This window comes from Pontivivens ytuae (assembly GCF_015679265.1).
Classification (GTDB): Bacteria; Pseudomonadota; Alphaproteobacteria; order Rhodobacterales; family Rhodobacteraceae; genus Pontivivens; species Pontivivens ytuae.
Genome location: NZ_CP064942.1, coordinates 2666172 through 2692686 on the forward strand (window position 1 = coordinate 2666172; position 26515 = coordinate 2692686).

Annotated in this window: 21 protein-coding genes; 16 read left to right on the forward strand and 5 right to left on the reverse strand. The window is 67.7% G+C overall.

The window, feature by feature from the left end; all coding sequences use genetic code 11:
• Positions 1-22: 22 nt before the first annotated feature.
• Positions 23-856: a DMT family transporter gene (locus tag I0K15_RS13095; RefSeq protein WP_196101955.1), complete on the reverse strand. Its 834-nt coding sequence runs from the start codon at positions 854-856 to the stop codon at positions 23-25.
• Positions 857-1582: 726 nt separating this feature from the next.
• On the opposite strand from I0K15_RS13095, the gene I0K15_RS13100 reads away from it, so the two are divergent.
• On the forward strand, positions 1583-2164 hold the full coding sequence (locus I0K15_RS13100; RefSeq protein ID WP_196101956.1) for a DUF6065 family protein: 582 nt from the start codon (positions 1583-1585) through the stop codon (positions 2162-2164).
• Between the two features lie 121 nt (positions 2165-2285).
• On the opposite strand, the gene hemE is transcribed toward I0K15_RS13100, so the two are convergent.
• Both hemE and I0K15_RS13110 read right to left on the reverse strand, forming a co-directional pair.
• Entirely contained in the window at positions 2286-3314 is a 1029-nt protein-coding gene (gene hemE, locus I0K15_RS13105; RefSeq protein WP_196101957.1) for a uroporphyrinogen decarboxylase, read from the reverse strand.
• Between the two features lie 163 nt (positions 3315-3477).
• Positions 3478-3639 (reverse strand): hypothetical protein, encoded by a 162-nt coding sequence (locus I0K15_RS13110; protein ID WP_196101958.1) that lies wholly within the window; start codon positions 3637-3639, stop codon positions 3478-3480.
• Positions 3640-3961: 322 nt separating this feature from the next.
• On the opposite strand from I0K15_RS13110, the gene hemA reads away from it, so the two are divergent.
• The 12 genes from hemA to trxA all read left to right on the forward strand — a co-directional run bounded on the left by hemA (position 3962) and on the right by trxA (position 19792).
• Positions 3962-5179 carry a 5-aminolevulinate synthase gene (hemA, locus tag I0K15_RS13115; protein ID WP_196101959.1) on the forward strand — a complete coding sequence of 406 codons (1218 nt, stop codon included), beginning with the start codon at positions 3962-3964 and terminating at the stop codon, positions 5177-5179.
• Positions 5180-5274: 95 nt separating this feature from the next.
• The gene (locus tag I0K15_RS13120; protein ID WP_196101960.1) at positions 5275-6408 is read left to right on the forward strand and encodes a sensor histidine kinase; all 1134 of its coding nucleotides are present in this window, start codon (positions 5275-5277) and stop codon (positions 6406-6408) included.
• Between the two features lie 72 nt (positions 6409-6480).
• Positions 6481-6975 carry a pseudoazurin gene (locus I0K15_RS13125; RefSeq protein WP_196101961.1) on the forward strand — a complete coding sequence of 165 codons (495 nt, stop codon included), beginning with the start codon at positions 6481-6483 and terminating at the stop codon, positions 6973-6975.
• A 129-nt stretch (positions 6976-7104) separates the two neighbouring features.
• Positions 7105-7512 carry a c-type cytochrome gene (locus tag I0K15_RS13130; protein WP_196101962.1) on the forward strand — a complete coding sequence of 136 codons (408 nt, stop codon included), beginning with the start codon at positions 7105-7107 and terminating at the stop codon, positions 7510-7512.
• Positions 7513-7527: 15 nt separating this feature from the next.
• Entirely contained in the window at positions 7528-8940 is a 1413-nt protein-coding gene (gene regB / locus I0K15_RS13135) for a sensor histidine kinase RegB (protein ID WP_196101963.1), read from the forward strand.
• A gap of 69 nt (positions 8941-9009) precedes the next feature.
• Positions 9010-11031, forward strand: a complete 2022-nt coding sequence (locus tag I0K15_RS13140; protein ID WP_196101964.1) for a PAS-domain containing protein — start codon at positions 9010-9012, stop codon at positions 11029-11031.
• Positions 11032-11076: 45 nt separating this feature from the next.
• On the forward strand, positions 11077-11568 hold the full coding sequence (gene tsaE / locus I0K15_RS13145) for a tRNA (adenosine(37)-N6)-threonylcarbamoyltransferase complex ATPase subunit type 1 TsaE (protein ID WP_196101965.1): 492 nt from the start codon (positions 11077-11079) through the stop codon (positions 11566-11568).
• The gene (locus I0K15_RS13150) at positions 11558-12517 is read left to right on the forward strand and encodes an aminoglycoside phosphotransferase family protein (RefSeq protein ID WP_196101966.1); all 960 of its coding nucleotides are present in this window, start codon (positions 11558-11560) and stop codon (positions 12515-12517) included. Before tsaE ends, I0K15_RS13150 begins: the two co-directional genes overlap by 11 nt.
• Positions 12514-13215, forward strand: coding sequence for a nucleotidyltransferase family protein (locus I0K15_RS13155; RefSeq protein WP_196101967.1), 702 nt, complete (start codon positions 12514-12516; stop codon positions 13213-13215). The genes I0K15_RS13150 and I0K15_RS13155 overlap by 4 nt, the downstream gene beginning before the upstream one ends.
• The gene (gene addB / locus I0K15_RS13160; protein ID WP_196101968.1) at positions 13212-16115 is read left to right on the forward strand and encodes a double-strand break repair protein AddB; all 2904 of its coding nucleotides are present in this window, start codon (positions 13212-13214) and stop codon (positions 16113-16115) included. The genes I0K15_RS13155 and addB overlap by 4 nt, the downstream gene beginning before the upstream one ends.
• On the forward strand, positions 16112-19396 hold the full coding sequence (addA, locus tag I0K15_RS13165; protein ID WP_196101969.1) for a double-strand break repair helicase AddA: 3285 nt from the start codon (positions 16112-16114) through the stop codon (positions 19394-19396). The genes addB and addA overlap by 4 nt, the downstream gene beginning before the upstream one ends.
• A gap of 75 nt (positions 19397-19471) precedes the next feature.
• A complete protein-coding gene (gene trxA / locus I0K15_RS13170) occupies positions 19472-19792 on the forward strand; it encodes a thioredoxin (RefSeq protein WP_196101970.1) in 321 nt (106 codons plus the stop codon).
• Positions 19793-19889: 97 nt separating this feature from the next.
• Here the strand turns inward: trxA and I0K15_RS13175 are convergent, their stop codons facing one another.
• Positions 19890-20963 (reverse strand): ABC transporter ATP-binding protein, encoded by a 1074-nt coding sequence (locus I0K15_RS13175; RefSeq protein WP_196101971.1) that lies wholly within the window; start codon positions 20961-20963, stop codon positions 19890-19892.
• Between the two features lie 2 nt (positions 20964-20965).
• Entirely contained in the window at positions 20966-21988 is a 1023-nt protein-coding gene (locus tag I0K15_RS13180; RefSeq protein WP_196101972.1) for a LacI family DNA-binding transcriptional regulator, read from the reverse strand.
• A gap of 141 nt (positions 21989-22129) precedes the next feature.
• Between I0K15_RS13180 and I0K15_RS13185 the strand changes: the two genes are divergently transcribed.
• From I0K15_RS13185 to malF, 3 genes are read left to right on the forward strand one after another with little or no spacing between them, the layout of a single operon-like run.
• Entirely contained in the window at positions 22130-23776 is a 1647-nt protein-coding gene (locus I0K15_RS13185) for an alpha-glucosidase family protein (protein WP_196101973.1), read from the forward strand.
• Complete coding sequence (gene malE, locus I0K15_RS13190) at positions 23773-24930, forward strand: maltose/maltodextrin ABC transporter substrate-binding protein MalE (protein WP_196101974.1); 1158 nt, start codon at positions 23773-23775, stop codon at positions 24928-24930. Before I0K15_RS13185 ends, malE begins: the two co-directional genes overlap by 4 nt.
• A gap of 57 nt (positions 24931-24987) precedes the next feature.
• Positions 24988-26514 (forward strand): maltose ABC transporter permease MalF, encoded by a 1527-nt coding sequence (malF, locus tag I0K15_RS13195; RefSeq protein WP_196101975.1) that lies wholly within the window; start codon positions 24988-24990, stop codon positions 26512-26514.
• Position 26515 lies beyond the last annotated feature (1 nt).

Consider the following 26515-nt stretch of genomic DNA (forward strand, 5'->3'; position numbering starts at 1 on the left):
CTTACATTTAAGATAATGCTCTTCACGAGGATTTTTTGTTTTTATTTTGAGCTCCGGTCATGCGCAAAATGATTCCAGATAAAAATATCACAATACAGCCGAGTAGTTGTACGTTATTTACTTCTTCATTAAAGAATATGTGAGAGATTGTAATGGTTGCAATAATTTGCCAGTAGCCGAATGTTATATACTCCGACCAATGCCCTTTGCTTGTAACATAAGTAATCATAACGCTTGCCGTAAGCGAAAATATACAAAATAAAATAATATTAATTTCTCGTAAGCCTGATATAGGTGGATTTCCGTCAAAACGTATAAAAAACACGCAGGCTGCAAGTGCAGCGCCAATCCAAGATATACTCAAGGGTGATATATCGGTCAAGCCGAGTGCCCGATCCGTCAATGACCTTAGAGATAGAGTAGCCGCCGCAGCCAATGCCAAGAGCGACCCTTCAACGTTTGTGGTATCACCGGGTTGAAAAATTAATAAAACTCCGACACTAGAAGTGAGAGCAGATCCGTAAAGCTTTCGCTCAATTCTTTCCGAGAAGGCAATGCGAGCTGAGAGTCCAGTTAATATCGGATACGTAAATAATAGTGCTGTAGCGGTCGCTAGATCAGTATATTTTAGAGCTTCAATATAGAGGTGCAATGTGCCAACCATAAGTATTGATCGCGTGATATGAGAAACTATTATTCTTGCAGAGAATTTAAGAACAGTTTTATCAATGAATGGAGTTAATATTAATAAGGCGCTAAAATATCTATAAAATAATATCTCATCTATTGGCTTATGTTCAATTAATAACTTGCTAACAGTCGCAGAGGCAGCCTCAAGTGAAACTGCAATCAACATTAAGACTGTGACACCGTTCTTCGTCTTTTTTCTCCGATATAATTCGCCGAAGAGTCTACTCTCCAGACCGGCAGTGTCGCATATTGGCCGGTGCAGATGGGGGTATTTTTCGATTGATCGGTGCGCGAGCTTCAGGCTTGTTGCAACGCCGCACTCAGCTCTTGGTGATCAGGCGATAGCGACATATGCTTGGTTAGCTTCAATATGCGAAGCTTGGATAGCGTATAAAGGATGAAAGCATGGCGGTAGTGCAGAAACGGCCTCCGATGGTCGGCAATGGCAAAGTGCGGCTTGGAAACCACTCTGGCCTGCTATCGATGCGCAGAGGGAGCGTGTTGGAAGTTGCCGATCAAAAGTTGCAAACTATAGTGTCGGATAAGCGGAAGGTCCGCCTTGGGAACCATTCCAACTTATTTTCTGCCAATACTATTCCTTGAAATCAAATTTAATACTGGGCGGGTGATGTATATTGCTCGCCCATTTTCTTAGTATTGCATATTTTTTTAATAAATCCTCTCTTGTTGGGTGGACTATTTTTAAATTTACTTTGAATGTAGTGAGTCTAGATAGGGGATTTCATTGTTCACTTTTTTTAATCTAGTCGAAGGCAGTGTATCTCCAAGGCGCGCCACGAAGTGCGGCAACGGGACACTTCCAACCAATGGTTTCAGGTATTGTGAGCCACTTAGAATTGCATCGGGGTTCGGTTGGTACGTATATCTTCCTTTGGAAATCTGGTTCCTTTGGGATGGCTACGAGTATGAATGGAGCATCGACGAAGGTGCGACCTGGTTCGTTCTCGGTGATTCTATCCAATATCCCAACTTTCTTGAAGAGTTTGGAGAAGCAGCTCCGCCTGATATAGCGGAGTATGCGCCACCCTTTGCGTCTCGAACAAACGATCAGGATACGCTTCAGATCTGGCCCGGTATCGTTGCTCGATCGTCGGAAGGGATCGCAGCGCACGTGAGAGCGCCAGTCAATTTTGAGTACGGGCGCGGTTTTGTTGTTATTGAAGGAGTTATAGAAACTGACTGGTGGTTTGGACCGCTTCTGGTAAACTTGAAATTTCAAAAGAAAGGTAAGCCAGTTGTTCTGCGTCGTGATAAACCTCTACTGCAGGTCGTCCCATTTTCAAAGAAGGTTTATGAGCAATTCGAATCTTCTGACGAAAGTACAAAATCTGGCCTTCAGGCGCTTGATCAAGATGAGTGGAGAGCTTACCGTGATACGGTCGTGCGGCGAATGCAAACACGCACGCGTTTAGGTGATTACGCCGTCGATGCGCGTCGACGCCGCAGTAGGTAGCAGCCCCTTTTATTAGCTGCGTCTCCAGCAAGTTAACTGGCGCAATGTTTTACTAAATTTCATAACCAACTATATGCTCGAAGCAAGACCCTGGTTGATAAGAGGCAACCCAGTGTAGAAATCAGCCGCGCACGGCCTCCAGCATGCGGTGGACATTGTCGGGGTCGGCGTCCGGCGTGATGCCGTGGCCGAGGTTGAAGATGTGCGGGCCGCCCGACAGTGCGTCGCGGATCTGGCGGGCGGTGCGGGTGAGCGCCTCGCCGCCCTCGACGAGGAGGAGCGGGTCCATGTTGCCCTGCACGCAGACATGGGGTTGCAGCGCCTTCGCCGCCCAGGCCGGATCGACCGAGGTGTCGAGGGCGAGGCCCTGCACGCCCGTCGCCTCGGCAAAGGGGGCGTAGTTGCCGCCTGCGCCGCGGGGGAAGCCGATGACGGGCACGTCGGGGTGCTTTTCGCGGATCGCGGCGAGGATCGTCTTGATGGGCTCGACGGCGTAGCGGGCGAAGACGGTGCCGGGCAAAGCGCCGGCCCAGCTGTCGAAGATCTTCACGACCTCCGCGCCCGCGTCGATCTGCCGGATCAGGTAATGGGCGGTGGCCTGCGTGATCTTGTCGAGCAGCGCCTCGAAGGTCTGCGGATCGCCATACATCAGCCGCCGGGCGGGGGCCTGGTCGGGCGTGCCCTGGCCCGCGATCATGTAGGTGGCCACCGTCCAGGGCGCGCCGGCGAAACCGATCAGCGGGACCTCCTCGGGCAGTTCTCGGCGCAGGATGCGCACCGTCTCGTAGACCGGGGAGAGCGTCGCGTCGATCTCGTCCACCGGGCCGAGCTTCGCGAGATCGGCGGCGGAGGCGATGGTGGAGAGGCGCGGCCCCTCGCCCTGCACGAAGGTGAGATCGGCGCCGAGCGCCTGGGGCACCAAGAGGATGTCGGCGAAAAGGATCGCGGCGTCGAAGCCGTATTTGCGGATCGGCTGCAGCGTGACCTCCGCCGCGAGCTCCGGCGTGTAGCAGAGGTCGAGGAAGCTGCCCGCCTGCGCCCGCGTCGCGCGGTATTCGGGGAGGTAGCGCCCGGCCTGTCGCATCATCCAGACGGGCGGCACGGGCAGGGTCTCGCCGCGGAGGGCGCGAAGCAGAAGCTTGTCGGTCATGGGATCCTCTGGCCGGTCGGTCGTCCCGGTATGGTCGGCCAGTGGGCGACTTGTCCAGTGCGCGTTACAGTCGAGGGGGGAAGGTTGGGTCCGGCGTGAGGTGTCGGTCGCCGGGTCGCGGCGCGTGTCAGGGCGTGGTGCCGAGCCGCGGTGCGGCCGGACTTCAGAACAGCAGCGCGCCGAGGGTGAAGAAGAAGATCGAGATGATCGCGAGACCGACGGGGTTGAGCGAGCTCGTGCGCGCCTCCGCCAGCATCGCACGCTCCTCCAGGATCCGGATCAGTCTGTCCTTCTCGTCTTCCTGAACCGGCTTTTCGTGTTTCATGACGCACTTTCGAGTCGTTTTGCGCAATCCAAATAACGCGTTAAGACATGTTAACGTGCTGAGAAGTCAGAAGTTCCACCGGAACAATAAGTCGAATTTTAGTGGTTCTCGCGCAGCGCCCGATCGCGATCGGTTTTGAGATGGGACCTGGAGCAGGCCTCCTTGATCCTGATCAAGGCGTGATGGAGCGCGGGGTGCCAAAGCCTTGACGTCGCAGCGTTGCGTGACGCAAGGAACGTTGATGCTGCGGCGTTCGGGCGCTGGCAAGCAGCTTCGAACGGTTCTAAATCAGGCGCGACAAGACGAAGGACGACCGACCCGCATGGATTACGACGCACTCTTCCGCAGCCAGCTCGATGCCCTCCGCGATGAGGGGAACTACCGCGTGTTTGCGGAGCTGGAGCGGTCGCGCGGGGCGTATCCGCGGGCGAAGAACCACGGCGCCGGGGCGGACGAGGTCACGGTCTGGTGCTCCAACGACTACCTCGGTATGGGCCAGAACGCCGAGGTTCTGGGTGCGATGCACACCGCGCTCGACGAGTGCGGTGCGGGTGCGGGCGGGACGCGCAACATCTCGGGCACCAACCATGCGCATGTGCTGCTGGAGCGGGAGCTCGCGGACCTGCATGGCAAGGATGCGGCGCTTCTGTTCACGTCTGGCTATGTCTCGAACTGGGCGGCGCTCAGCACGCTGGGCGCGCGGCTGCCGGGCTGCACGATCCTGAGCGACGCCTATAACCACGCCAGCATGATCGAGGGCATCCGCCACGCCCGCTGCGACAAGCGGATCTGGGCGCATAACGACCCGCGCGATCTAGAGCGCAAGCTGGCCGATCTGGACCCCGACGCGCCGAAGGTTGTGGCCTTCGAGAGCGTCTATTCGATGGACGGCGACATCGCCCCGATCGCGGAAATCTGCGATGTGGCCGAGCGCTATGGCGCGATGACTTATCTCGACGAGGTGCATGCGGCCGGCCTCTACGGTCAGCGCGGCGGTGGCATCGCCGAGCGCGAGGGGCTGATGGACCGCGTGACGCTGATCGAGGGGACGCTGGGCAAGGCGTTCGGCGTGGTCGGCGGCTATATTACCGGGTCGGCGGAACTGGTGGATTTCATCCGCTCGTTCGCCTCGGGCTTCATCTTCACGACCGCGCTGCCGCCCTCGGTGGCCGCCGGGGCGACGGCGTCGATCAAGCTCCTGAAGGGGGAGGAGGGCGTGGCCCTGCGCGCCCGTCAGCGGGCCCAGGTGGAGAAGCTGCGTGCTGCACTCGATCGCGCCGGGATCCCGCATCTCGACAACCCGTCGCATATCGTGCCGGTGATGGTGAAGGATCCGGTGAAGTGCAAGATGCTCTCCGACATCCTGATGGAGGATTGGGGCATCTACGTGCAGCCGATCAACTATCCCACGGTGCCCAAGGGCACGGAGCGGCTGCGCTTCACCCCCTCGCCGCTGCACACGGATGCGGATATCGAGCATCTGGTGGATGCGCTTCATGCGCTGTGGAGCCAGTGTGCGCTGGCGCGGGCCGTCGCTTAACTCTGATTTTGTCGGCGCGTTAACACCTCGCGAAGGCTGACAGCATAGGTTTCTCGGGCGAACGACTCACCAACTCGTTGCCCGGGACACATGCGATGGAACAGATCTCTCTGAATGGCGCGGCCAATGCCGATGACGCGGGCAATGCGGATGGCACGGCGCTCGACCTGCTCAACGACCTCACGTCGTCCTTTGCGCTGTCGGTGCTGAACTCCTCGCCCGACTGCATCAAGCTGGTGGAGCTCGACGGCTCGCTGTCCTTCATGAACCGCAACGGCATGTGCGCAATGGAGATCGACGATTTCGCCATGGTCGAGGCGCAGCCGTGGCCGAGCCTCTGGCCGGTGGAGGCGCAGCCGCAGCTCGAGGCGGCGGTGACTGCGGCCGTCGCGGGCCAGACGACCCGGTTCGAGGCGTTCTGCCCCACGGCGAAGGGCGCGCCGCGCTGGTGGTCGGTCACCGTCTCGCCGGTGCGCAATGCCGCCGGAGAAACGGAGCGGGTGCTCGCAAGCTCCCGCGACATCACCGAGCAGGTCAACCAGATGCGCGTGCTGAACGAGCGGGACCTGCAGCTCAGCGCCTACGCGGAGCGGCTGGCGGTGGAGCTGTCGGACAAGGACCAATTGCTGGAGGAGAACCGCCTGCTGCTGCGTGAGATCGACCACCGGGTGAAGAACAACTTCGCCATGATCTGCGGGATGCTGCGGCTGCAGGCGCGCGGGCTCGACGATGCCTCCGCTCGGTTCGCGGTGGACGATGCGGCGGGGCGGGTGATGACGCTCTCCTACGTGCACGAGCAGCTCTATTCCGGCGCGCCGGATGCGGTGGAACTGCCCGACTACCTGCCCCGGATCGCCCGGTCCATCGTGGGCGCCCTGAGCGCGGAGGTCGAGGCGGTGGCGGCGGATGTCGCCACGGTGACGGTGGAGCCGGACATCGCGGTGGCGCTCGGGCTGGTGACGGCGGAGCTCTGCTCGAACGCGGTCAAGCATGCGGGGAGGCCCGCGCCCCGCATTGCGCTGCGGCTGGAGCGGGAGGGTTGCGATCTGGTGCTGAGCATATCGGATGACGGTCCGGGCCTGCCCGACGGCTTCGCGGCGGACGCATCGACCGGGCTCGGCATGCGGGTCTGCAAGGTGCAGGCGCGCCAGCTCGGCGGCACGCTCCATTTCGACGCAGTGCCCGATGGCGGAGCGTTGATATCGTTGCGTTTTCCCGCGCCCGCATAGCCCGGTCGGTTTGTCGCGCTGACGCCCTTGGCTGAGCGCCTACATGGCGGTCCCCAAGAAGGAGAAAGCCGAATGACCGATTTTAATCGCCGCCATTTCAATGCGTTGCTGGGTGCTACCGTCGTTGCCGCAGGCAGCGCGGGCGCGGAGTCCCATGGCGGGGGCACCGTGCACGAGGTGCAGATGCTCAACGCCCATCCCGACGACCGGTCCGAGCGCAACGTCTTCCTGCCCGACATCGTGCGCGCGCAGCCCGGCGACACCATCAAGTTCATCGCGACCGACCGCGGCCACAACGCGGTGTCCGACGAGAACATGACACCCGAGGGCGGCGCCGAATTCCGCGGTCGCATCAACGAGGAGATCGAGATCACGCTCGAGACCGAGGGCACTTACGGCTACTACTGCCAGCCGCACCGCGCGCTGGGCATGGTGGGTCTGATCCTCGTCGGCGACGCCTCGGTGAACTTCGAGGAAGCCCGCGCTGCCCGCCAGCGGGGCAAGGCCGAAGAGCGCTACGAGGACATCTTTGCCCGGGCCGAGGAGATGCTGGCCGCGGAGGCGTGATGCCTTTCTCCGCCGGGGCTTACGTGATCGTGAGACTGCGACAGATTGGACAGTGAAGCGTCCGGGGCTATGGTGCAAAGTCGCAATGCCGGGCAGAGGGCCCGGTCCCCGCACCACCGGAGGAAGTCTATGACGAAGACGACCAAGACCCTGCTGCCGGCCGCGGCAGCGCTCGCGCTGCTCGCCGCCCCGGCACTCGCACAGGACGAAAGCTCGTTCCGCCAGTGCCAGTCCTGCCACCAGGTCACGGCCCCCGACGGCACCAACATCGTGGGCCGCGGCCGCACAGGCCCCAACCTCTACGGCATCATCGGGCGTCAGGCGGGCACGGTCGAAGGCTTCGACTACGGCGACGGTCTGGTCGCCGCCGGTGAAGCGGGCCTCGTGTGGACCGAGGAGAACCTGGCCGCCTACATCACCAACCCGACCGACTACATCCAGGAGTTCCTGGGCGATGACAGCACCCGGTCCCGCATGTCGTTCCGCGCGCGCAGCGGGCAGGCGGAAGTGGCGGCGTTTCTCGCGTCGGTCCAGTGACCCTGAGGGCGGCGCATGAGAGATAGCCGCGCCGCCCGCAGCGACTGGGTGCGCCTGCGCACCGTCCTCACCTTGCGTTGGTGCGCGATCGCGGGCCAGCTCGCCGCCCTCCTGACGGCGACCTTCGCCCTCGGCATCGAACTGCCGCTGGAGCAATGCCTTGCCGTGCTCTTCGTCTCCGTCGCGGTGAACGTCGTGGGCGGCATCGTGCTGCCGGAGAACAAGCGGCTGTCCGCGGATTACACTACGGCGATCCTGCTCTTCGACCTCTTCCAGCTCGCGGTGATGCTGTACCTGACAGGCGGGCTGACGAACCCCTTCGTGGTGCTGATCAGCGGGCCGGTCATCATCGCGGCGACGGCGCTGCCGTTCCGCGTCGTGCTGGGACTGGGCGGCATGACCATCGCGCTGACTTCGGCGCTGATGTTCTGGTACGTGCCGCTGACGCTCGACAGTGGCGGGCCGCTGCAGCTGCCGGACATCTACCTCTTCGGCATGTGGCTCGCGGTGTCGATCGCGGTGCTCTTCTTCGGGATCTACGCGGCGCGCGTGACCAACGAGATGTTCGCGATGTCCGAGGCGCTGGTCGCGACCCAGATGGCGCTTGCGCGGGAGCAGCAGCTTTCGGCGCTGGGCGGCGTGGTCGCGGCGGCGGCGCATGAGCTCGGCACGCCGCTCGCCACCATCAAGCTCGCCGCAGCGGAGCTCGCCGATGAGCTGGAGCCCGGCTCGCCACTCGCCGAGGATGCGGAGCTGATCGGCGCGCAGGCCGATCGCTGCCGTGAGATCCTGCGCGATATGGGGCAGGCCGGGAAGGACGACACCCACCTGCATCATGCGCCGCTCGCCACCGTGATCGACGAGGCGGCGCAGCCCCATGCGGAGCGTGGCAAGCGGGTGATCGTGCGGCTCGACGGCAACCCGGATCCCGACCGGATGCGGGAGCAGCCGACCATGACCCGCACGCCGGAGATCATCCACGGCCTGCGCAACCTGATCCAGAACGCAGTCGATTTCGCCGATAGCACCGTCTGGGTCGACGCGACTTGGGACCACGACGTGCTGCGGATCGTGGTGGGCGATGACGGGCCGGGCTACCCGCCGGAGCTGATCGGGCGCCTCGGCGATCCCTTCACCGCGGGCCGGCGCCGGCGGCGGGAGAACCGGCGCAAAGGCTATGACGGCATGGGCCTCGGCCTTTTCATCGCGAAGACGCTGCTGGAGCGGTCGGGCGCGCAGCTCACCTTCACCAATGGCAGCCAGCCGGGTCAGCGGCGGCCGCGTGTCGGCGCGCCGGAATTCGCGCGGCCGCCCGGCGCGCTGGTCGAAGTCGCCTGGCCCCGCAGCACCGTGGCCCCGCTGGAGGATGCCGCGCGCGGTGTCCTGGGCCACAACCAGCCGATCCTGCAGATGCGCAGTGCCGGCTGAGGGGTTTGCTTAACAGACCGTTAACCTTCTCGACGCTAGGGTGTGGGGACGGATCTGCTGGACGAACACATGCCGGACTTTTCGGACCTTCCGCTCGATTGGGCCCTGGGCCTGGCCGGGCTCGCGGTGCTCCTGATCTATGCGCTCTCGACCCTGCCGCGCCGCGCCACCGGGCGGCGGGGTGCGCCGCCGATCGATCGGCAGGCGGTGGGGCGGGAGGCGCTCTACAGCGTTGGCGCGGGCCAGATCCGCCCTGCCAACGCCGCGGCGGGCGACCCCGCGACGGAGCTGTCGTTCGACGTGTTCCTCGCCGAGCTCGGCCTGTCGGAGGATGCCGCGTTGCGGCGGGACGTAGAGGCGCTGGGCCGCGACGGCACCGCCTTCGACCGGATGAGCCCCACCCCGGACGGCCGTCACATCGCGGTCGGCGGCTGGACGCGCGGCGCGCGGGCCTGGCTCTCTGTCCTCGATGCGACGGACCAGTTCCGCGAGGCCACCGAGATGTCGCGCGCCGCCGAGCAGGAGATCGCGCGCAGTTCCGATCAGGCGCGGCTCCTGGAGAACGCGCCGCTGCTGCAATGGCGGATCGGGGCGGAAGGCGACGTGATCTGGTCCAATGCCGAGGCGCGGCGCGCGGCCGGCCTGCATGAGACGGCGCTTGACCTCGTGCTCGCCCGCCTTGCCGAGCTGCGACCCGAGGGGCAGCCTCCGATGGTGCCCGCGCGCCACCGTATCGGGATCCAGCCCCGCGATGGCAGTGTCGGGACGTGGTTCGACGTGACCGAGCTGGCGCTGCCGGGTGGCGGCCATATCGGCTACGCGATCGGGGCCGAGCAGGTGATGCGGGCGGAGGCGGCACTCGCCCGTTTCGTCGAGACGCTGACCGAGACGTTCGCCCACCTGCCGATCGGCCTCGCGATCTTCGATCGGAACCGTGAGCTGGGCCTGTTCAACCCCGCGCTGGCGGATCTGCTGAAGCTGGATCCGGCGTGGCTTGCCGGGCGGCCGACGCTGACCGCTTTCCTCAACCAGCTGCGCGAGCGGCGGGCGATCCCGGACCAGCGCGACTACCGGACCTGGCGCTCCGAACTGCTGGAGCTGGGTCAGCCCGGCGGTTCGCAGCACTATGCGGAGGTCTGGGTGCAGCCCTCGGGCCGCACGCTGCGGGTCAATGCCCGGCCCCATCCGCAGGGCGCCATCGCGCTGCTCTTGGAGGACATCACGCCCGCGATCTCCCTCGAACAGCATTTCCGCGAGGGGATGGAGATGCGGGAGGCCGCCCTCAGCCGCCAGCCCGGCGCCCACGCGATCCTCGACGTGAGCGGCGCGATCCAGTTCATGGATGCGGAGATGCCGGCCCTCCTCGGCCCCGCGATCAACGATATCGAGATCGGGGCGCCGGGCGGTGTGCACCGGTTCCTCGACCGCTGTGGCGACCTCTTCGGCGGGTCTGTGCCGGGCGACGAGCTGTTGTCCTTCGTCGTCGGCGGGCAGAGCGAGCGGATGCCGATTGCGTGCGATCTGACGCGGCCCGATGGCAGCGTGGTGGTGCTGACGGCGAGCATGCTGCCCGGCGGCGGCTCCCTGATTTCGCTGACCGAACGCATGATGGTCGCCCCCGCCGCCCCGGGCACGCTGGCCGCGGCCCTCGACGCCGCACTCAGCCACGCCGCTGGTCTGTCGGAACCGATGGAGCGGGAGGTCACGCTCGACGATGACGGACCGGGGGAACTGCCCTGCAGCCGTCCGGATCTGGTGCGCCGGGTCGGGGTGAACCTGCTGTTGGCAGCCGTCGATCTGTCCGGCGAGAGCGAGCCGATCCGCATCGACCTGCGCTCGCCCGCTCCCGATCTGGTGGAGCTGAGCTGCGCCTGCCGCGCCGCCATGCCGCGCGCCACGACCGGTGAGCCGTCGCTGCCGCTCACACTCCTGCGCCGCTTCCTGGCGGAGGAGGGGGGCGAGGCCGTGGCCGAGACCTCCGCCGACGAGATGTCGACGGTGTTGCGCGTCACGCTGCCGATCTCCGCCCTGATGCGCACGGTCCGCGCGCCCATGCTCGCGGCCCCCCGGCAGGAGGCGCAGGGCGGCTGAGCGATCACGGTTCCGCCCCGCCGCGCGCTCTGCTAGGGGAGAGCCATGGACGACACTGCGCCCCTCCACCTCACGCTGCCGGATGCCGAGGCCACGGCGCGCCTTGCCGAGCGGCTGGCCGGCGGCCTGCGCGCGGGGGACACGCTGCTGCTGTCGGGGCCGATCGGTGCGGGCAAGAGCCATTTCGCGCGCGCGCTGATCCGCGCGCTGACGACGCCGGAACAGGAGGTGCCCTCGCCGACCTTCACGCTGGTGCAGGACTACGCGACGGCGCGGGGGCCGCTCTGGCATATGGATCTCTACCGCCTCGGCGCCGTCGATGAGTTGGTGGAGCTGGGCGTGGAGGATGCGCTGGGCACCGCCGTCTGCCTCATCGAGTGGCCCGAGCGGCTTGGCGAGATGACGCCCGCGGACCACGTGGCACTGGCGCTGGAGCCTGCGGCGGACAGCGAGGCGCGGGTGGCGCATCTGAGCGGGTACGGGGCGGGCTGGACCCGGCTGCGTCCGCTGGCCGAAGGAGAATGTCATGACGCCTGAGCCCCGGATCGCGGCGTTTCTGGAGCGTGCGGGCCATGGCGGTGCGCCGTGCTCGATGCTGGCGGGCGACGCCTCGAACCGCCGTTATCTTCGTGTTGGTGGGATGGTCCTGATGGACGCCCCGGCGGAGAAGGGCGAGGACGTGCGCCCCTTCCTCGACGTGACGCGGCGGCTGCGCGCGGGCGGCTTCAGCGCGCCGGAGGTACTGGCCGAGGACGCCGAAGCGGGCCTGTTGCTGCTGGAAGATCTGGGCGATGCGCTCTTCGCGCGTGTGACGGGGCGGGTGGATGAAGTCGCGCTCTACGAAGCCGCGGTCGATGCGCTGGCGGGTATTCAGGCGGATGTGTCGGCTGACGGCCTGCCGCCTTACGACGAAGCGACGTATCTGCGCGAGGCGCGGCTGCTGACCGACTGGTATCTGCCTGCTCGCGGCGTGAGCCTGCAAGCGGCGGAGATAGCTGCCTACGAGGCGCTGGTGGCCGAGGCCTGCGCGGCGCTCAAGGCCGCTCCTGTGATCGTCCTACGCGATTATCATGCGGAGAACCTGTTGTGGTTGCCGGAGCGGGCGGGTGCGGCGCGGGTCGGGCTCCTCGACTACCAGGACGCGCTCGCTGGGCATCCGGCCTACGACGTCGTGTCGCTGTTGGAGGATGCCCGCCGCGATACGTCCGAGGAGTTGCAAAAGGCCATGATCCGCCGCTTCCTCGACCGCACCGGCGCCTCGGAGGAGGCGTTCGCGCGGGCCTATGCGGTGCTCGGCGCCCAGCGAAACCTGAAGATCATCGGCATCTTCTCCCGCCTCGACCGGCGGGACGGGAAGCCGGCTTATCTCGCGCATCAGCCGCGGGTCTGGGCGCATCTGCAGCGCGACCTCGCCCACCCGGCGCTCGCCGGGCTCCGCGCCTGGGTCGCGCGCCACGTTCCCGCGCCGGAGGCCGTCACCGCATGAGCCTGCCGCGCGCCGCGATGGTCTTCGCCGCCGGGTTCGGCACGCGCATGGGCGCGCTGACCGCCGACCGGCCGAAGCCTCTGCTGGAAATCGGCGGGTGCACCCTGCTCGACCGCGCGCTCGACCAGATCGCGGCGGCGGGCGTGGCGGAGGCGGTGGTCAACACCCATTACCACGCCGGTCTGGTGGAGGCGGCGCTGAGCGGGCGGCGCGCGCCTGCCATCCGGATCTCCCACGAGCCGGAGATCCTGGAGACCGGTGGCGGCCTGCTCGCGGCGCGGCCCCTGCTGCCGCCCGCGCCCGTGATGACCGTGAACCCCGACGTGGCCTGGGGCGATCCGGCGGCGGCGGTCGCGGCGCTGGCGCAGGGCTGGGACCCGGCGCGCCACGATGCCTGCCTGCTCGTCGTGCGGCGGGTGGAGACGCGCTGCCATCCCGGCGCGGGCGATTTCGATCTGACCGAGGGCGGGCCGGTGCGCCGCGGCGACCGGCCCTCGGCCGAATACGTCTATGCCGGGATGCAGGTGATCGATCCGGCGGTGCTGGACGGGCTCGCGCCCGGCAAGTTCTCCCTCAACGTGGTGTGGAACCGGCTGCTCGCGGCGGGGCGGCTGGGGCTGGCCGTAGCACCTGGCCCCTGGGTCGATGTCGGCACGCCGGAGGGGCTGGCGGCGGCCGACGCGCTGGTGCGCGGATGAGCGTCTATGCCGTGCCCGCCGGGGCCGATTTCACCGCCTGCCTGGTGGAGGGGCTGACGGAGCGGCTCGCTGGATTGCCGCAGCTCGAGCGGGCGCGGGCGCAGGTTCTGCTCAACACCCGCCGGGCGCAGCGGACGGTGGAGGCGGCGCTGGCCGCCGATACGCGCTGGACCGGGCTGCTGCCTGCCATCGGGACAGTGACGGATCTTGCGGAGGGCGATGCAGTGCCGCCGCTGCGCAGGATGCTGCACCTCGCCCGGCTGGTCGCGGCGATGGTGGAGGCCGATCCGGGCCTCGCGCCGCGGGCGGCGGTGTTCGACCTCGCCAACAGCCTCGCGGCTCTGATCGACGAGATGGACGCCGTGGGCCTGCCGCCCGAGGCGCTGGCCAAGCTCGACCCCGCGGGCCATGCGGAGCACTGGCAGCGCGCGCTCGCCTTCCTGCGCATCGCGACGGAGGCGTGGCCCGAGGTGCGGGCGGAGGCGGAGGGCGGCGCGCCGGATCCCGAGGCTCTGCGTCGGGCTGCGGTGCGCGCGCGGCTCGCGACGTGGCAGGCGGCGCCTGCGCCGGGGCCGGTGATCCTCGCAGGCTCCACCGGCAGCCGGGCCTGGGTGCGGCTGCTGATGGAGGGGATCACGGCGCTGCCGCAGGGCGCGATCGTGCTGCCGGGCTGGGACTCGGACCTGCCCGCCGACATCTGGCGCGACCTGGACCTGCCCGCCGATCACCCGCAATACGGGCTCGCGCAGGTTTGCCGTGCGCTGCGGATCGACCCGGTGCACCTGCCGCTGTGGCATGGGACGGATGGCGGCGCGCGGGGGCGCCTCGTCTCGCTCGCCCTGCGCCCCGCGCCGACCACGGACACCTGGCTGGCGGAGGCTCCGGCCCGCGCGCCCGAGGTGGCGGAGGCGACGGCGGACCTCACGCTGATCGAAGCGAAGACCCCGCGGGAGGAGGCCGAAACCATCGCCTGGACCCTGCGCCGCGCGGTCGAGGCGGGGGAGACGGCGGCGCTCGTCACCCCCGACCGCGACATCGCGCGGCGCGTGACGGCGGCGCTCGACCGCTGGGGGATCGTGCCCGATGACAGCGCGGGGCGGCCGCTGCACCTGACGCCGCCGGGGATCCTGCTGCGCCAGCTCGCGGCATTGATCGGGCGGCCGGTGCCTCCTGCCGACCTCGTGGCGCTCCTGAAACACCCGCTGGTCGGCGGCACGGGGGAGGAGAGGCGGCTGCACCTGCGGCGTGTCATCGGGCTCCAGACCGGGGAGCGGCTACTCGACGGCCCGGCGCCGGACTGGGCGAAGCTCGCCGGGTGGGCGGAGGATCGGCGGAACGATGACGGTGCGCCCGGCTGGATCGCGTGGCTGCGCGGGGCGCTGGCTCCGCTCGGCACGGGAGGCGACGACCTCGCGGATCACATCGCCCGGCTCCGGCAGGTGGCGGAGGCGCTGAGCGGCGGCGAGGCCGGTACGCCAACCGTCTGGGACGAGGAGGCGGGCCTTGCGGCGCAGGCGGTGCTCGACCGGCTCGCGCAGGCGACAGACGCGGCGGGGCCGGTGCGGGCGCAGGATGTCGCGCGCCTCCTCGACACGCAGCTCGCGGCGGAGAACGTGCGGGCCGAGGCGTTCCTCGCCGAGCCGCGCATCCGCATCCTCGGCGCGCTGGAGGCACGGATGGTGCGCGCGGACCTCACGATCCTCGCTGGGCTCAACGAGGGCGTCTGGCCGGGGCGGCCCGCGCCCGATCCGTGGCTGAGCCGCGACATGCGCCGTGCCGTGGGGCTGGAGCTGCCGGAGCGGGAAACGGGCCTTGCCGCCCACGACATCCAGTCGGCGCTGAGCGGTGGGCGCGTGGTGATGACCCGCGCGGCCCGGGTCGAGGGCGCGCCGACGGTGGCGAGCCGCTGGCTGATCCGCCTGACCAACCTGATCGAGGGACTGGGGCCAGAGGGGGCGGCGGCGTTCGCAGACATGCGCGCGCGGGGATCGCGGCTGCTGGCGGAAGCGGTGGAGCTCGACCGGCCTGCGCAAACGATGTCGCCCGCCCCGCGCCCCAACCCGGCCCCGCCGCCGGAGGCGCGGCCGCGCCAGCTCTCCGTCACGCGGATCGAGACGCTGATCCGCGATCCCTATGCGATCTACGCGCGCCATGTGTTGGGCCTGAAACCGCTCGACCCGCCGGGGCGCGCGGCGGATGCGCTGATGCGGGGCACGGTGCTGCACGCGATCATGGAGCGGTTCGCGACTGCACTCGGCGGGGCGGAGGGGGCGGAGGCGCGCGCGCTGCTTGACCGGATCACCGAGGAGGTGCTGACCGCCGAGGTTCCGGCCCCTGCGATCCGCGCGCTCTGGCGAGGGCGGCTCCTGCGCATCGCGGATGTTCTAGTGCAGCGGGAGGTCGACCGTCGCGCCGCGGGCGTTCCGGTGGGGCTGGAGGTGCGGGGACACCGCGACCTCGCCGACCCGCCCTTCCGCCTCACCGCGAAGGCCGACCGGATCGATCGGGATGCTGCGGGCCGCTACCGCATATACGACTACAAATCCGGCAATCCGCCGAGCGAGAAGGAGGTGCGCAGCTTCGCCGTGCAGCTCCCGCTGGAGGCTTCAATTGCGCAGGCCGGGGGCTTCGCGGGCCTCGACCCCGCGCCCGTCGCGCATCTGGAGCTGATCGGCCTCGGATCTGACGCCAGGACGGTGCCGGTCGATCCGCATCACGAGGATATCGCGCAGGCGTGGGAGCGGCTCGCGGCGCTGATCGCCGAATACGCGCAGCCTGGCCAAGGCTACATCGCGCGCAGCCGCCCGCGACTGGTGAAGTTCGCCTCCGACTACGACCATCTGGCGCGTCGGGGCGAGTGGGGGGACGCGGACGCTGCGCCCGTGCAGGTGGTGACATGAGCCTGAGCGACGCGAGCCGGGCGCAGAACAGCGCGTCGACCCCCGCGGGCTCCGTCTGGGTCGGGGCCAATGCGGGCTCCGGCAAGACGCGGGTGCTCACCGACCGGGTGGCGCGGCTTTTGCTGCACGGCGCCGATCCCCAACGCATCCTCTGCCTCACCTACACCAAGGCCGCGGCGGCGGAGATGAAGAACCGCCTGTTCCGCCGCCTCGGCCAGTGGTCGATGATGCCGGATGAGGCGCTGCGGGCGGAGCTTGCCGCATTGGAGGAGCCGGGCGACGACCTGCCGCGCGCGCGCCGTCTGTTCGCCGCGGCGCTGGAGGTGCCGGGCGAGCTGAAGATCCAGACGATCCACGCCTTCTGCGCTGCGGTCCTGCGCCGCTTCCCGGTCGAGGCGGGCGTGCCGCCACGCTTCCGCGAGATGGACGATCGGGAGGCCGCGGCGCTGCGCGAGGAGATCCTGGATGCGCTGGCGGAGGAGCGGCCCGAGACCTTCGCCGAGATGGCGCTGCACGTGCCGGGCGACGGACCGGACGGGCTGATCGGGGCGATTCTGGGGACGCGCGACGCCTTCGGCAGCTTCGATGTGGCGGCCTGCGAACGGGCGCTGGGCGGCGACACGCAGGGGCCGGTGGCGGTGGTGGACGAGGACGCGCGGGCGCTGCTGCGGCGGCTCGCCGGGGCGATGGCGGCGGCGGGCACGGCGACGGAGCAGGAGAAAGGTGTCGAGACGGTCGGCGCGATCACCGACGCGGAGGATGCGGCGCGGCGGCAGGAGGAGGCCGAGAAGTTCCTGCTGTTCGGCGCGAGCGCGAAAGAACCGCATGGGCCGAAACGTGGCAAGATCGGCACCAGGGGCGCACGCGGCGCGCTGGGCGACGCGGATCTCGATGCGCTCGACCGGCTGGCCGAGGCGGTGGCGGAGGCGCGGACGCGCCGGATTGCCCGCATAACGGCCGCGCGGACCAAGGCGTTGCATGACTTCGCGGAGGCGTTCCTTGACCGCTATGCGGCGGCGAAGGCGGCGGGCGGGCTGCTCGACTTCGACGATCTCATCACGCGCACCCGCGCCCTGCTGACCGAGGCGGACATGGCCGCGTGGGTGCTCTACCGCCTCGACGGTGGGATCGAGCACATCCTGGTGGACGAGGCGCAGGACACGAGCCCCGAGCAGTGGCAGGTGATCGAGGCGTTGACGCCGGAGTTCTATGCCGGCGCCGGGGCGGGGCGCGTGGACCGGACGCTCTTCGTCGTGGGGGACGAGAAGCAGTCGATCTACTCGTTCCAGGGCGCGCAGCCCCGCGCCTTCGGCGAGATGCGGGAGATGTTCGGGACCCGTCTGGCGGAGGCGGAGAAGCCGTTTGCGCGCGTGGCGCTCGACTACTCCTTCCGCTCCGCGCCCGCGATCCTGCGGCTGACCGATGCGGTGTTCGAGGTGCCGGGACGCGGTGATGTGACCGACGCCGTGCACCACCTCGCCTACGACGACGAGAAGCCGGGCCGCGTCGATCTGTGGCCGTATCTGGTGCAGGAGAAGGGCGACGAGGGCACCGACTGGTGGCGCGCGATCGACGAGCCCTCGCCCGACAATGCGCAGCTTCGCCTGGCGGAGCAGGTGGCCGACGCGGTACATGGCATGATCGGCCGCGCCCCGCTGCCGGGTCGCGAGGGCGCGCGGGTGGTCGGCGCGGGCGACGTGCTGATCCTCGTCCAGCGGCGCGGCGTGCTCTTCAACGCGCTCATTCGGGAGATGAAGGCGCGGGGCGTGCCCGTCTCCGGCGCCGACCGGATGCGGCTGGGCGAGGAGCTGGCGGTACGCGACCTGCTCGCGCTCATGCGCTTTGCCACCACGCCGGACGACGACCTGTCGCTGGCCGCGGCGCTGCGCTCGCCGCTCTTCGACGTGGACGAGGCGGGGCTCTACCAGCTGGCGCATGGCCGCGGGCGGGAGCGGCTGATCGGGCGGGTGCAGGCAGAGCCGGGTCTGGCGGAGGCCGCCGCTTTCTTGCAGGACCTGCGCGGGCAGGCGGACTTCATCCGGCCCTACGAATTCCTCGACCGGATCCTGACACGCCATGGCGGGCGGCGGCGCTTCCTCGCGCGGTTGGGGCATGAGGCGGTGGACGGGATCGATGAGTTGCTGGCCCAAGCCCTCGCCTACGAGCGGGAGCGGGCGCCAAGCCTCACTGGCTTCCTCGATTGGATCGATGCCGATGGCTTGGAGATCAAGCGCGAGCAGGAGGAGGGCGCGGGCGAGGTCCGGGTCATGACCGTACATGGCGCGAAGGGGCTGGAGGCGCCGGTGGTCATCCTGCCGGACACGGGGCCGCGCCGCGCCCAGACCCCGCCGCCGGTGGTCAAGGTGGACCCGGTGGGGCCGGTCTGGCAGGCGAAACCTCGGCCCGATCCCGTCTCGGACGCCATAGGTGCGCTGGGCGAGAAGGCGGCACGTGAAAGCGAGCGCCTGCTCTACGTCGCACTGACGCGGGCCGAGCACTGGCTGATCGTGGCGGGTGCCGGGCCGGAGCTGAAGGAGGCGACCGCGGAGCAGTGCTGGTACGGCATGGTCGCCGCCGCCATGGAGCGCTTGCCCGCGGAGGCGGTCGGCGAGGGATGCCGGATCACCGAAAACTGGCCCGACGCGGGCGCGGCGGAAGAGGCGGTAGCAACGGAGGCCGTCGCGCTGCCCGACTGGGCGCACGCGCCGGTCACGGCGGCGGAGCGGGTGCGGCTGGTCTCGCCCTCCGATCTCGGCGGGGCGCATGCGCTGCCGGGGGAGGGCGATCCGGCGGAGCTGGCGAAGGCGCGCGGCACGGCGATCCACGATCTGATCGAGCGGATGGCGGAGCTGCCGCCGGAGCAGCGTGCTTCGGTGCGGTCCGATGGTCTGCCCGACGCGCTGGCCGAGGCGGTGCATTCCGAAGCGCTGGCGGTGGTGCAGGACCCGGCGCTCGCACACTTCTTCGGCCCCGACAGCCTCGCCGAAGTGCCGGCCTGCGGGGACCTGGGCGGGCGGCGGATGTTCGGCCGCGTGGACCGGCTGGTGGTGGAGACGGACCGCGTCCTGATCGTCGATTTCAAGTCGAACCGCGTGGTGCCCGAGCGGCCCGAGGACGTGCCTGAGGCGATCCTGCGGCAGATGGGTGCTTACGTCGCGGCGCTCACGCCGGCCTTCGACGTGCCGGTCGTCCCGCTCGTCCTGTGGACCGCCGAGCGACGGCTGATGGAGCTGCCGCACGCCCTCGTGAACGCGGCGCTCACCCGCGCCACCGCGCCTTGACCCGGTTGGGGCGGGTGCCTAGGTTTTGCCTCCGAGGCCGCAAGGCATACGATATAACCGGACAAGGAGCCTGACATGGCTACGATGAAAGTCACCGACGACAGCTTCGAGGCCGACGTCCTGAAATCCGACATCCCCGTGGTTGTCGATTTCTGGGCGGAGTGGTGCGGGCCCTGCAAGCAGATCGGCCCGGCGCTCGAAGAGCTCTCCGAGGCCTATGAGGGCCGCGTGAAGATCGCCAAGGTCAACGTGGACGAGAACCCGAACTCGCCGGCACAGCTCGGCGTGCGGGGCATCCCGGCGCTGTTCCTGTTCAAGGACGGGGCCGTCGTCTCCAACAAGACGGGCGCGGCGCCGAAGGCCGCGCTGCAGGGCTGGATCGAGGAAAGCCTCTGATCCTTTTCGCCTGACGCATCGGAAGCCCCGGCTATCGCGCCGGGGCTTTTCGTTTCGGGGCGCGGCTCCCCTTGGGATGTTTGGTCGAAGCTGAACGTCAGGCGCGAAGGCGGGCGCCGGTCTCCGCGTTGAAAAAACTGACATGGGCGGGGTCGACGGCGAGGCCGAGCGGCTCGGTGCTGTCCTCCGGCAGGCGGCCGGGCAGGCGCGCGGTGACGGGCGTCTCACCAAGCAGGAAGGTGACGTAGCTTTCCGAGCCCGTGTTCTCGATCATCGTGGGCGTGACCGTGAGATCCGGTGTGCCGGTCGCGCGGCCCAGATGTTCCGGCCGGATACCGAAGGTCACTCGGGCGGGCAGGCCGTCGGTGGGTAAGGCGAGGGTAGTGTCGCCGATCCGGATGCCCTCGCCCGTAACCTCCGCCGGCACCATGTTCATCGGCGGCGAGCCCATGAAGTCGGCGACGAAGGCGTTGGCGGGGCGGTCGTAGATCTCCTCCGGCGTGCCGATCTGCTGGATGTAGCCGTCCTTCAGCACGACGATGCGGCTGGCGAGCGTCATCGCCTCGATCTGGTCGTGCGTGACGTAGACGATGCTGGCGCCGGTGGTGCGGTGCAGGCGCTTGATCTCGGCCCGCATCTCCACCCGGAGCTTGGCGTCGAGGTTCGAGAGTGGTTCGTCGAAGAGGAAGAGCTTCGGATCGCGCACCAGCGCCCGGCCCATGGCGACGCGCTGGCGCTGCCCGCCCGAAAGCTGGCTGGGCCGCCGGTCGAGCAGGTGGTCGATCTGGAGGAGGGCTGCGACCTCCGCGATTTTCGCGTCCATCTGCGCCTTGGGGACCTTCCGGATCTTCATCCCGAAGCCGATATTCTCGGCCACGCTCATGGTCGGATAGAGCGCGTAGGACTGGAAGACCATGGCGATGTCGCGGTCCTTCGGCGGCTCCCGCGTCACATCGCGCCCGCCGATCTGGAGGGTGCCCGACGTGATCTCCTCCAGCCCCGCGATGCAATTGAGGAGCGTGGACTTGCCGCAGCCCGAGGGGCCGACGAGGACGAGGAACTCGCCCTCCGCCATCTCGATATCAATGTCGTGCAGGACCTCGACGATGCCGTAGTTCTTTGTCACCTGCGCGAGATGAAGCGCCGTCGTGCTCCCTATGTCGAGACCCATTGCTATCCCCCCTTCGGCGCCGGCCCGGTGGAGCCGCGCACGATCAATTCCACGTCCATCATAACCTGAAGCGCCTCCGCCGGCACGCCGCCCAGATGGTCCACCAGCATGTTCGCGAGCGGCTCGCACGCGTCGCGCAGCGGGGCGCGGGTCACCGTGAGCGCGGGATCGAAGCTGATCGCGCGGGTGAGCGGCAGCGCGTCGTCATGGGCCATGACGGATACGTCGCCCGGCACGCTCAGCCCGCGGTCGCGCACGGCGCGCATCACGCCTGCCGCGATGACGGTGGACGCGCAGACGAATGCGGTGGGCGCGTCCGCCTGCGCCAGCAACTCCAGCGCGCGGGTGTAGGCGTGGCTCTCGAACGTCGCACCGTTGCGGGCGCTGTCGGGGGCGAGGTCGTGGCGGGCCATCGCCGCCCGAAATCCCTCAAGCCGTTCGGCGGCATAGGCGTGGCGCAGTTCGCCGTTGATCAGTGCGATCCGGCGGTGGCCGAGATGGGCGAGCATGTCGACCGAGGTGGCAGAGACGGCGGCGTTGTCGATCCCGAAGTTCGGGTAGTCCGGCGTTGCCCGGTCCCGGCCATGCAGGACGAAGGGGATGCCCTGCTCCCGCAGGAAGGTCACCCGCGGATCGTCGGTGACCGGCGCGTTCAGGATGAAGCCGTCGAGGATGCCGCGCTCCAGCAGCTTGCGGTAGGGCAGGACCGGGTCGCCGCCCTGGTCGACGGCGAGCACGAGGTCGGTTTCGCGCGCCGACAGTGCTGCGGTCAGGCCCGTTAGCATCTCGAAGAAGGTCTGGTCGGCGCTCATGTCCGGCTTGATCTTGACCACCATGCCGACCATGCCCGAGCGCCCGGTGACGAGGCGCTGGGCTACGCGATTGGGCCGGTAGCCGAGGCGGTCGGCGGTCTCCTGCACCTTGGTGCGGGTCTTGAGGCTGACCTCCGGAAACCCGTTCAGCGCGCGGCTGACCGTGGCGACCGAGAGGCCGAGCTCCGCGCCGATATCCTTCAGGGTTGCCAAGGCCGTGGTCTCAAATCGATTTTGCTCATGTCCAATCAACCACCTGAATATATCAATTCAGATGCAATTTCACGCATTCAAAACGTTTTGAATATCGAAAGCGGTTTGATACGGTGCTCCCGACTCGGCTTGGGGGCTGACATGCGCGAATGGTGGCGGGATGCGGTGATCTACCAGATCTATCCGCGCTCTTTTCAGGACGACAACGGCGACGGGGTGGGGGATCTCAACGGGATCACCCGGCGGCTGGAGCATGTGGCGGAGCTCGGTGCGGACTGCATCTGGCTGTCGCCCGTCTTCGTCTCCCCGCAGAAGGACATGGGCTACGACGTGTCGGACTATCTCGACATCGACCCGCTCTTCGGCACGCTCGCCGATTTCGACGCGCTGATCGCGCGGGCCCATGCTCTGGGGCTGAAGGTCATCACCGATCAGGTGCTTTCGCACACCTCCGACCAGCATCCGTGGTTCAGGGAGAGCCGGACGAGCCGCGACAATCCGAAGGCCGACTGGTACGTCTGGGCCGATCCGCTGCCCGACGGCGCGCCGCCCACCAACTGGCACAGCCATTTCGGCGGCCCGGCGTGGGAGTTCGAGCCGCGGCGCGGACAGTACTACCTGCACAACTTCCTCGCCGCCCAGCCGGACCTGAACTTCCATCATCCGGAGGTCGCCGACGCGATCCTGGAGACATGCAAGTTCTGGCTGGACCGGGGGCTCGATGGCTTCCGGCTCGACACCGTGAACTACTATTTCCACGATGCGGATCTGCGCTCCAACCCGCCGGCGGAGCCGAAGAAGAACCAGGTGATGTCCACGGATCTCTATGGGATGCAGAACAACATCTATAACAAGAACCGCCCGGAAAATCTCGGCTTTCTGGAGCGGCTGCGCGCGCTCACCGACCGCTACGACGACATCATGATGGTGGGGGAGGTCGGCGACGGGCCGGCGCGGGCGATCGAGCTGATGGGACAGTACACGGCCGGGACGAAGCGGCTGCATGTCTGCTATAGTTTCGCCATGCTGGGCCAGGATTTCAGCGCCGCGTTCTTCCGCAACTGCATCGACGGCTTCCACAAGGGGGCGCCCGACGGGCACCCGAAATGGTCCTTCTCCAACCACGACACGGAGCGGCATGTGAGCCGTTGGGCAGCACACGGGGTGAGCGAGGATAACCTCGCGCGGCTGACCTGCGCGATGCTCATGTCCTTCGAGGGGACGGTGGGCATCTACCAGGGTGAGGAGCTGGGCCAGACGGAGACGGAGCTGGTCTACGAAGAGCTGACCGATCCGCCCGCCCTGCGCTTCTGGCCCGGGATCAAGGGCCGTGACGGTTGCCGGACGCCGATGGTGTGGGAGCGCGATGCGCTGAACGCCGGCTTCTCCGACGCGAAACCGTGGCTGCCGGTAAAGGCGCCGCAGGCCGCGCGGGCGGTGGATGCGCAGGCGCCCGACGGCATCCTCGCCTTCTATCGCGAGGCGATCGCGCTGCGCAAAGCGTCCCGGCCGCTGCGGGAGGGGACAACGCATTTCCACGACCTGCCCGAGCCGCTCCTCGCCTTCGAGCGGCGCGCGGGAGACGAGCGGATGACCTGCGTCTTCAACCTCTCGACGGAGGTGCAGACGCTCGCCCTGACCGGATCGACGGAGTTCGCAGGACCGCAGGCCGCAGCCCTCGCCGATGGCACGCTGACCCTGCCGGGCAATGGCTTTGCCTGGCTGACACATGACGAGCCGCTGACGCTCGCAACGACAGAAAAGACGCTCTGGGAGGAGATTTCATGACCAAGGCCCTTTCGCTTTCCGCCCTTTTGCTCGTGACCGCGCTGCCCGCAGCGGCCTTCGACGACGACACGCTGACGATCTGGACCGGGGCAAACCGCGACCGCGATGCGCTGCTGGAGGCGACCGCCGCCTTCACCGAGGATCTGGGCATCGAGGTCGTCGTGGAGGTCGTGGACCCCGACCTGCCGCAGAAGTTCCAGCAGGCCGCGGCGACCGGCGACGGGCCTGACATCGTGATGTGGGCCCATGATCGCTTCGGCGAATGGGCGAGCGGCGGGCTGATCCAGCCGGTCGCGCCGGGGGCGGCATGGGCGGACGGGATCCTGCCCGTGGCGATGGAGGCGGTCCGGTTCGACGGGAACACGTGGGGCTATCCGATCTCGGTCGAGGCGGCGACGCTGATCTACAACCGCGACCTGATCGAGACGCCCCCGGCGAGCTTCGAGGAGATCGCCGGTCTCGACATAGAGGGGCAGAAGATCCTCTGGGACTACAACAACACCTATTTCACCATGCCGATGCTGATGGCGGGCGGCGGCTACGCCTTCCAGAAGGTCGACGGCAGCTATGACGGGTCCGAGACCGGGGTGAACACCGATGGTGCGATCGCCGGGGCGCAGGTGCTCAAGTCGCTTTTCGATGACGGGGTGATGCCGCAGGGCGTGGATTACGGCGTCATGGACGGTGCGATGAACAACGGCGAAGTGGCCATGGTGCTCAACGGGCCGTGGGCCTGGGGCGGCTTCAAGGACTCCGGCATCGACTTCGCTGTCGCCCCGATCCCGACCGTGGCGGGCGAGACCGCGCCGCCCTTCCTCGGCGTGCTCGCACTTGGGGTGAACGCGGCGACGCCGAACGCGGACCTCGCGGTCGAGTTGATCGAGAACTACCTTGCCACGGACGAGGGGCTGGCGGTCTGGAACCAGAACGACGCGCTGGGCGCGCTGGCGGACATGTCGGCGGCCGAGGCGCAGGAGGATCCGCTCGTCTCCGGCATGCTGGAGGTCGCCGCCGATGGCGTGCCGATGCCTTCGAACCCCGAGATGGGGGCGTTCTGGGCCGCTATGGCGCCTGCGCTCACCAACATCACCTCCGGCACCGCGACGCCGGAGGATGCGCTGAACGACGCCGCCGCCCGGATCCTGGGCGAGTGACGCGGACGGGGCGGCGGCCCTCCCGCCGCTGCGCCGGCTCGTGATGCGGAGGGGCGCATGACGATCACCACGGAGGCCACGGTGGAGGAGGGCTCGCCGCTGCCGCGCCTGCTCGTCGTGGGGGCGGTGACGCTGGTGCTGCTGGCGGCGGCGTTCTACCTCTACCTCCTGGCGCAGCCCCTGTTCGGGGCGATCCTGCTGGCGCTCGCCATGGGCTTTGCCGTGATCTTCGGCGCGCAGCGGTTCTACGGCCCGCGTTTCATCTTCCCGGGCGTGGCGGCGGTGCTGATCTTCATCGCGTTTCCGGTGCTCTACACCGTCTATATCGGCTTCACGAACTACTCCTCCTTCAACCTGCTGAGCTACGAGCGGACGGTGGAGGTTCTGACCTCCCGCGGCTCGATCGACCCGGCGACGGAGCAGCCTTTCGCGGTGGCGCGGGATGGCGACGCCTATCGCGTGTGGCTGCCGGAGGCGGGGCTGTTGTCGGAGCCGGTGGAGCTGGCGGGCGAGCAGACCGCGGCGCTTAGCGAGGCCGACGCACCCGCCGAGCTGTTGGAGCGGCGGGAGGCGGTGCGGCTGCGCGGCGGCCTTCAGGAGCTGACGCTCACCACCCCCGACGGCGCGGAACTCCGCAATGCAGGTCTGCGCACCTTCGCCACCGTGACGCCCGACTACACCCGAACCGGGCCGGACGAGCTGACGCGGACCGACGGCAGCGTGCTGACCGCCGACCATTCCATCGGCTTCTTCGTCGATGAGAGCGGCGACCGCGTGCCGCCCGGCTGGCGCGTCTTCATCGGCTGGGACAATTTCGAGCGGGTCTTCACCTCCGAAGGCATCCGCCAGCCGATGGTCGCGATCTTCATCTGGACCTTCGTCTTCGCCGCCGCATCGGTCGTGCTGACCTTCGCGGTCGGGCTGACGCTCGCCGTGATCCTCCAGTGGCCGCATCTGCGGTTCAAGGCGGTCTACCGAATCCTGCTGATCCTGCCCTATGCGGTGCCCGCCTTCATCTCGATCCTCGTGTTCCGGGGGCTGTTCAACCAGAATTTCGGCGAGATCAACCTGATCCTCGAAAGCCTGTTCGGTATCCGCCCGAGCTGGTTCAGCGACGGGACGCTGGCGCGGGTCATGGTGCTGATCGTGAACACCTGGCTCGGCTATCCCTACATGATGCTGCTCGCCATGGGCTTCCTGCAGGCGGTGCCGGAGGATCACAAGAAGGCGGCGGCGCTGGAGGGGGCGTCGGCCGTCCGTGTGTTTTTCACCATCACCCTGCCGCAGATCATTCCGCCCTTCCTGCCGCTGCTGATCGCGAGCTTCGCGTTCAACTTCAACAATCTGGTGCTGATCTTCCTGCTCACCCGCGGCCTGCCGGATATCCCCGGTACGGTGATCCCGGCGGGGGAGACGGATATCCTCGCCTCCTTCACCTATCGCCTCGCCTTCGACAATGCGGGGCAGCAATTCGGGCTGGCCGGGGCGATCACGTTGCTGATCTTCCTCGTCGTCGCCGCCATCTCCTACGCCAATTTCGTGGCGATGCGGCGGGCGGCGCAGAAACGCTCCGGGAGGGCCTGAG

Excerpts from the sequence above, each read along its gene's own strand:
- I0K15_RS13095 (WP_196101955.1), bottom strand. The coding sequence starts at position 856 with ATGTTGATTGCAGTTTCACTTGAGGCTGCCTCTGCGACTGTTAGCAAG.
- hemE (WP_196101957.1), bottom strand. The coding sequence starts at position 3,314 with ATGACCGACAAGCTTCTGCTTCGCGCCCTCCGCGGCGAGACCCTGCCC.
- I0K15_RS13110 (WP_196101958.1), bottom strand. The coding sequence starts at position 3,639 with ATGAAACACGAAAAGCCGGTTCAGGAAGACGAGAAGGACAGACTGATC.
- hemA (WP_196101959.1), top strand. The coding sequence starts at position 3,962 with ATGGATTACGACGCACTCTTCCGCAGCCAGCTCGATGCCCTCCGCGAT.
- I0K15_RS13120 (WP_196101960.1), top strand. The coding sequence starts at position 5,275 with ATGGAACAGATCTCTCTGAATGGCGCGGCCAATGCCGATGACGCGGGC.
- I0K15_RS13125 (WP_196101961.1), top strand. The coding sequence starts at position 6,481 with ATGACCGATTTTAATCGCCGCCATTTCAATGCGTTGCTGGGTGCTACC.
- I0K15_RS13130 (WP_196101962.1), top strand. The coding sequence starts at position 7,105 with ATGACGAAGACGACCAAGACCCTGCTGCCGGCCGCGGCAGCGCTCGCG.
- regB (WP_196101963.1), top strand. The coding sequence starts at position 7,528 with ATGAGAGATAGCCGCGCCGCCCGCAGCGACTGGGTGCGCCTGCGCACC.
- I0K15_RS13140 (WP_196101964.1), top strand. The coding sequence starts at position 9,010 with ATGCCGGACTTTTCGGACCTTCCGCTCGATTGGGCCCTGGGCCTGGCC.
- tsaE (WP_196101965.1), top strand. The coding sequence starts at position 11,077 with ATGGACGACACTGCGCCCCTCCACCTCACGCTGCCGGATGCCGAGGCC.
- I0K15_RS13150 (WP_196101966.1), top strand. The coding sequence starts at position 11,558 with ATGACGCCTGAGCCCCGGATCGCGGCGTTTCTGGAGCGTGCGGGCCAT.
- I0K15_RS13155 (WP_196101967.1), top strand. The coding sequence starts at position 12,514 with ATGAGCCTGCCGCGCGCCGCGATGGTCTTCGCCGCCGGGTTCGGCACG.
- addB (WP_196101968.1), top strand. The coding sequence starts at position 13,212 with ATGAGCGTCTATGCCGTGCCCGCCGGGGCCGATTTCACCGCCTGCCTG.
- addA (WP_196101969.1), top strand. The coding sequence starts at position 16,112 with ATGAGCCTGAGCGACGCGAGCCGGGCGCAGAACAGCGCGTCGACCCCC.
- trxA (WP_196101970.1), top strand. The coding sequence starts at position 19,472 with ATGGCTACGATGAAAGTCACCGACGACAGCTTCGAGGCCGACGTCCTG.
- I0K15_RS13175 (WP_196101971.1), bottom strand. The coding sequence starts at position 20,963 with ATGGGTCTCGACATAGGGAGCACGACGGCGCTTCATCTCGCGCAGGTG.
- I0K15_RS13185 (WP_196101973.1), top strand. The coding sequence starts at position 22,130 with ATGCGCGAATGGTGGCGGGATGCGGTGATCTACCAGATCTATCCGCGC.
- malE (WP_196101974.1), top strand. The coding sequence starts at position 23,773 with ATGACCAAGGCCCTTTCGCTTTCCGCCCTTTTGCTCGTGACCGCGCTG.
- malF (WP_196101975.1), top strand. The coding sequence starts at position 24,988 with ATGACGATCACCACGGAGGCCACGGTGGAGGAGGGCTCGCCGCTGCCG.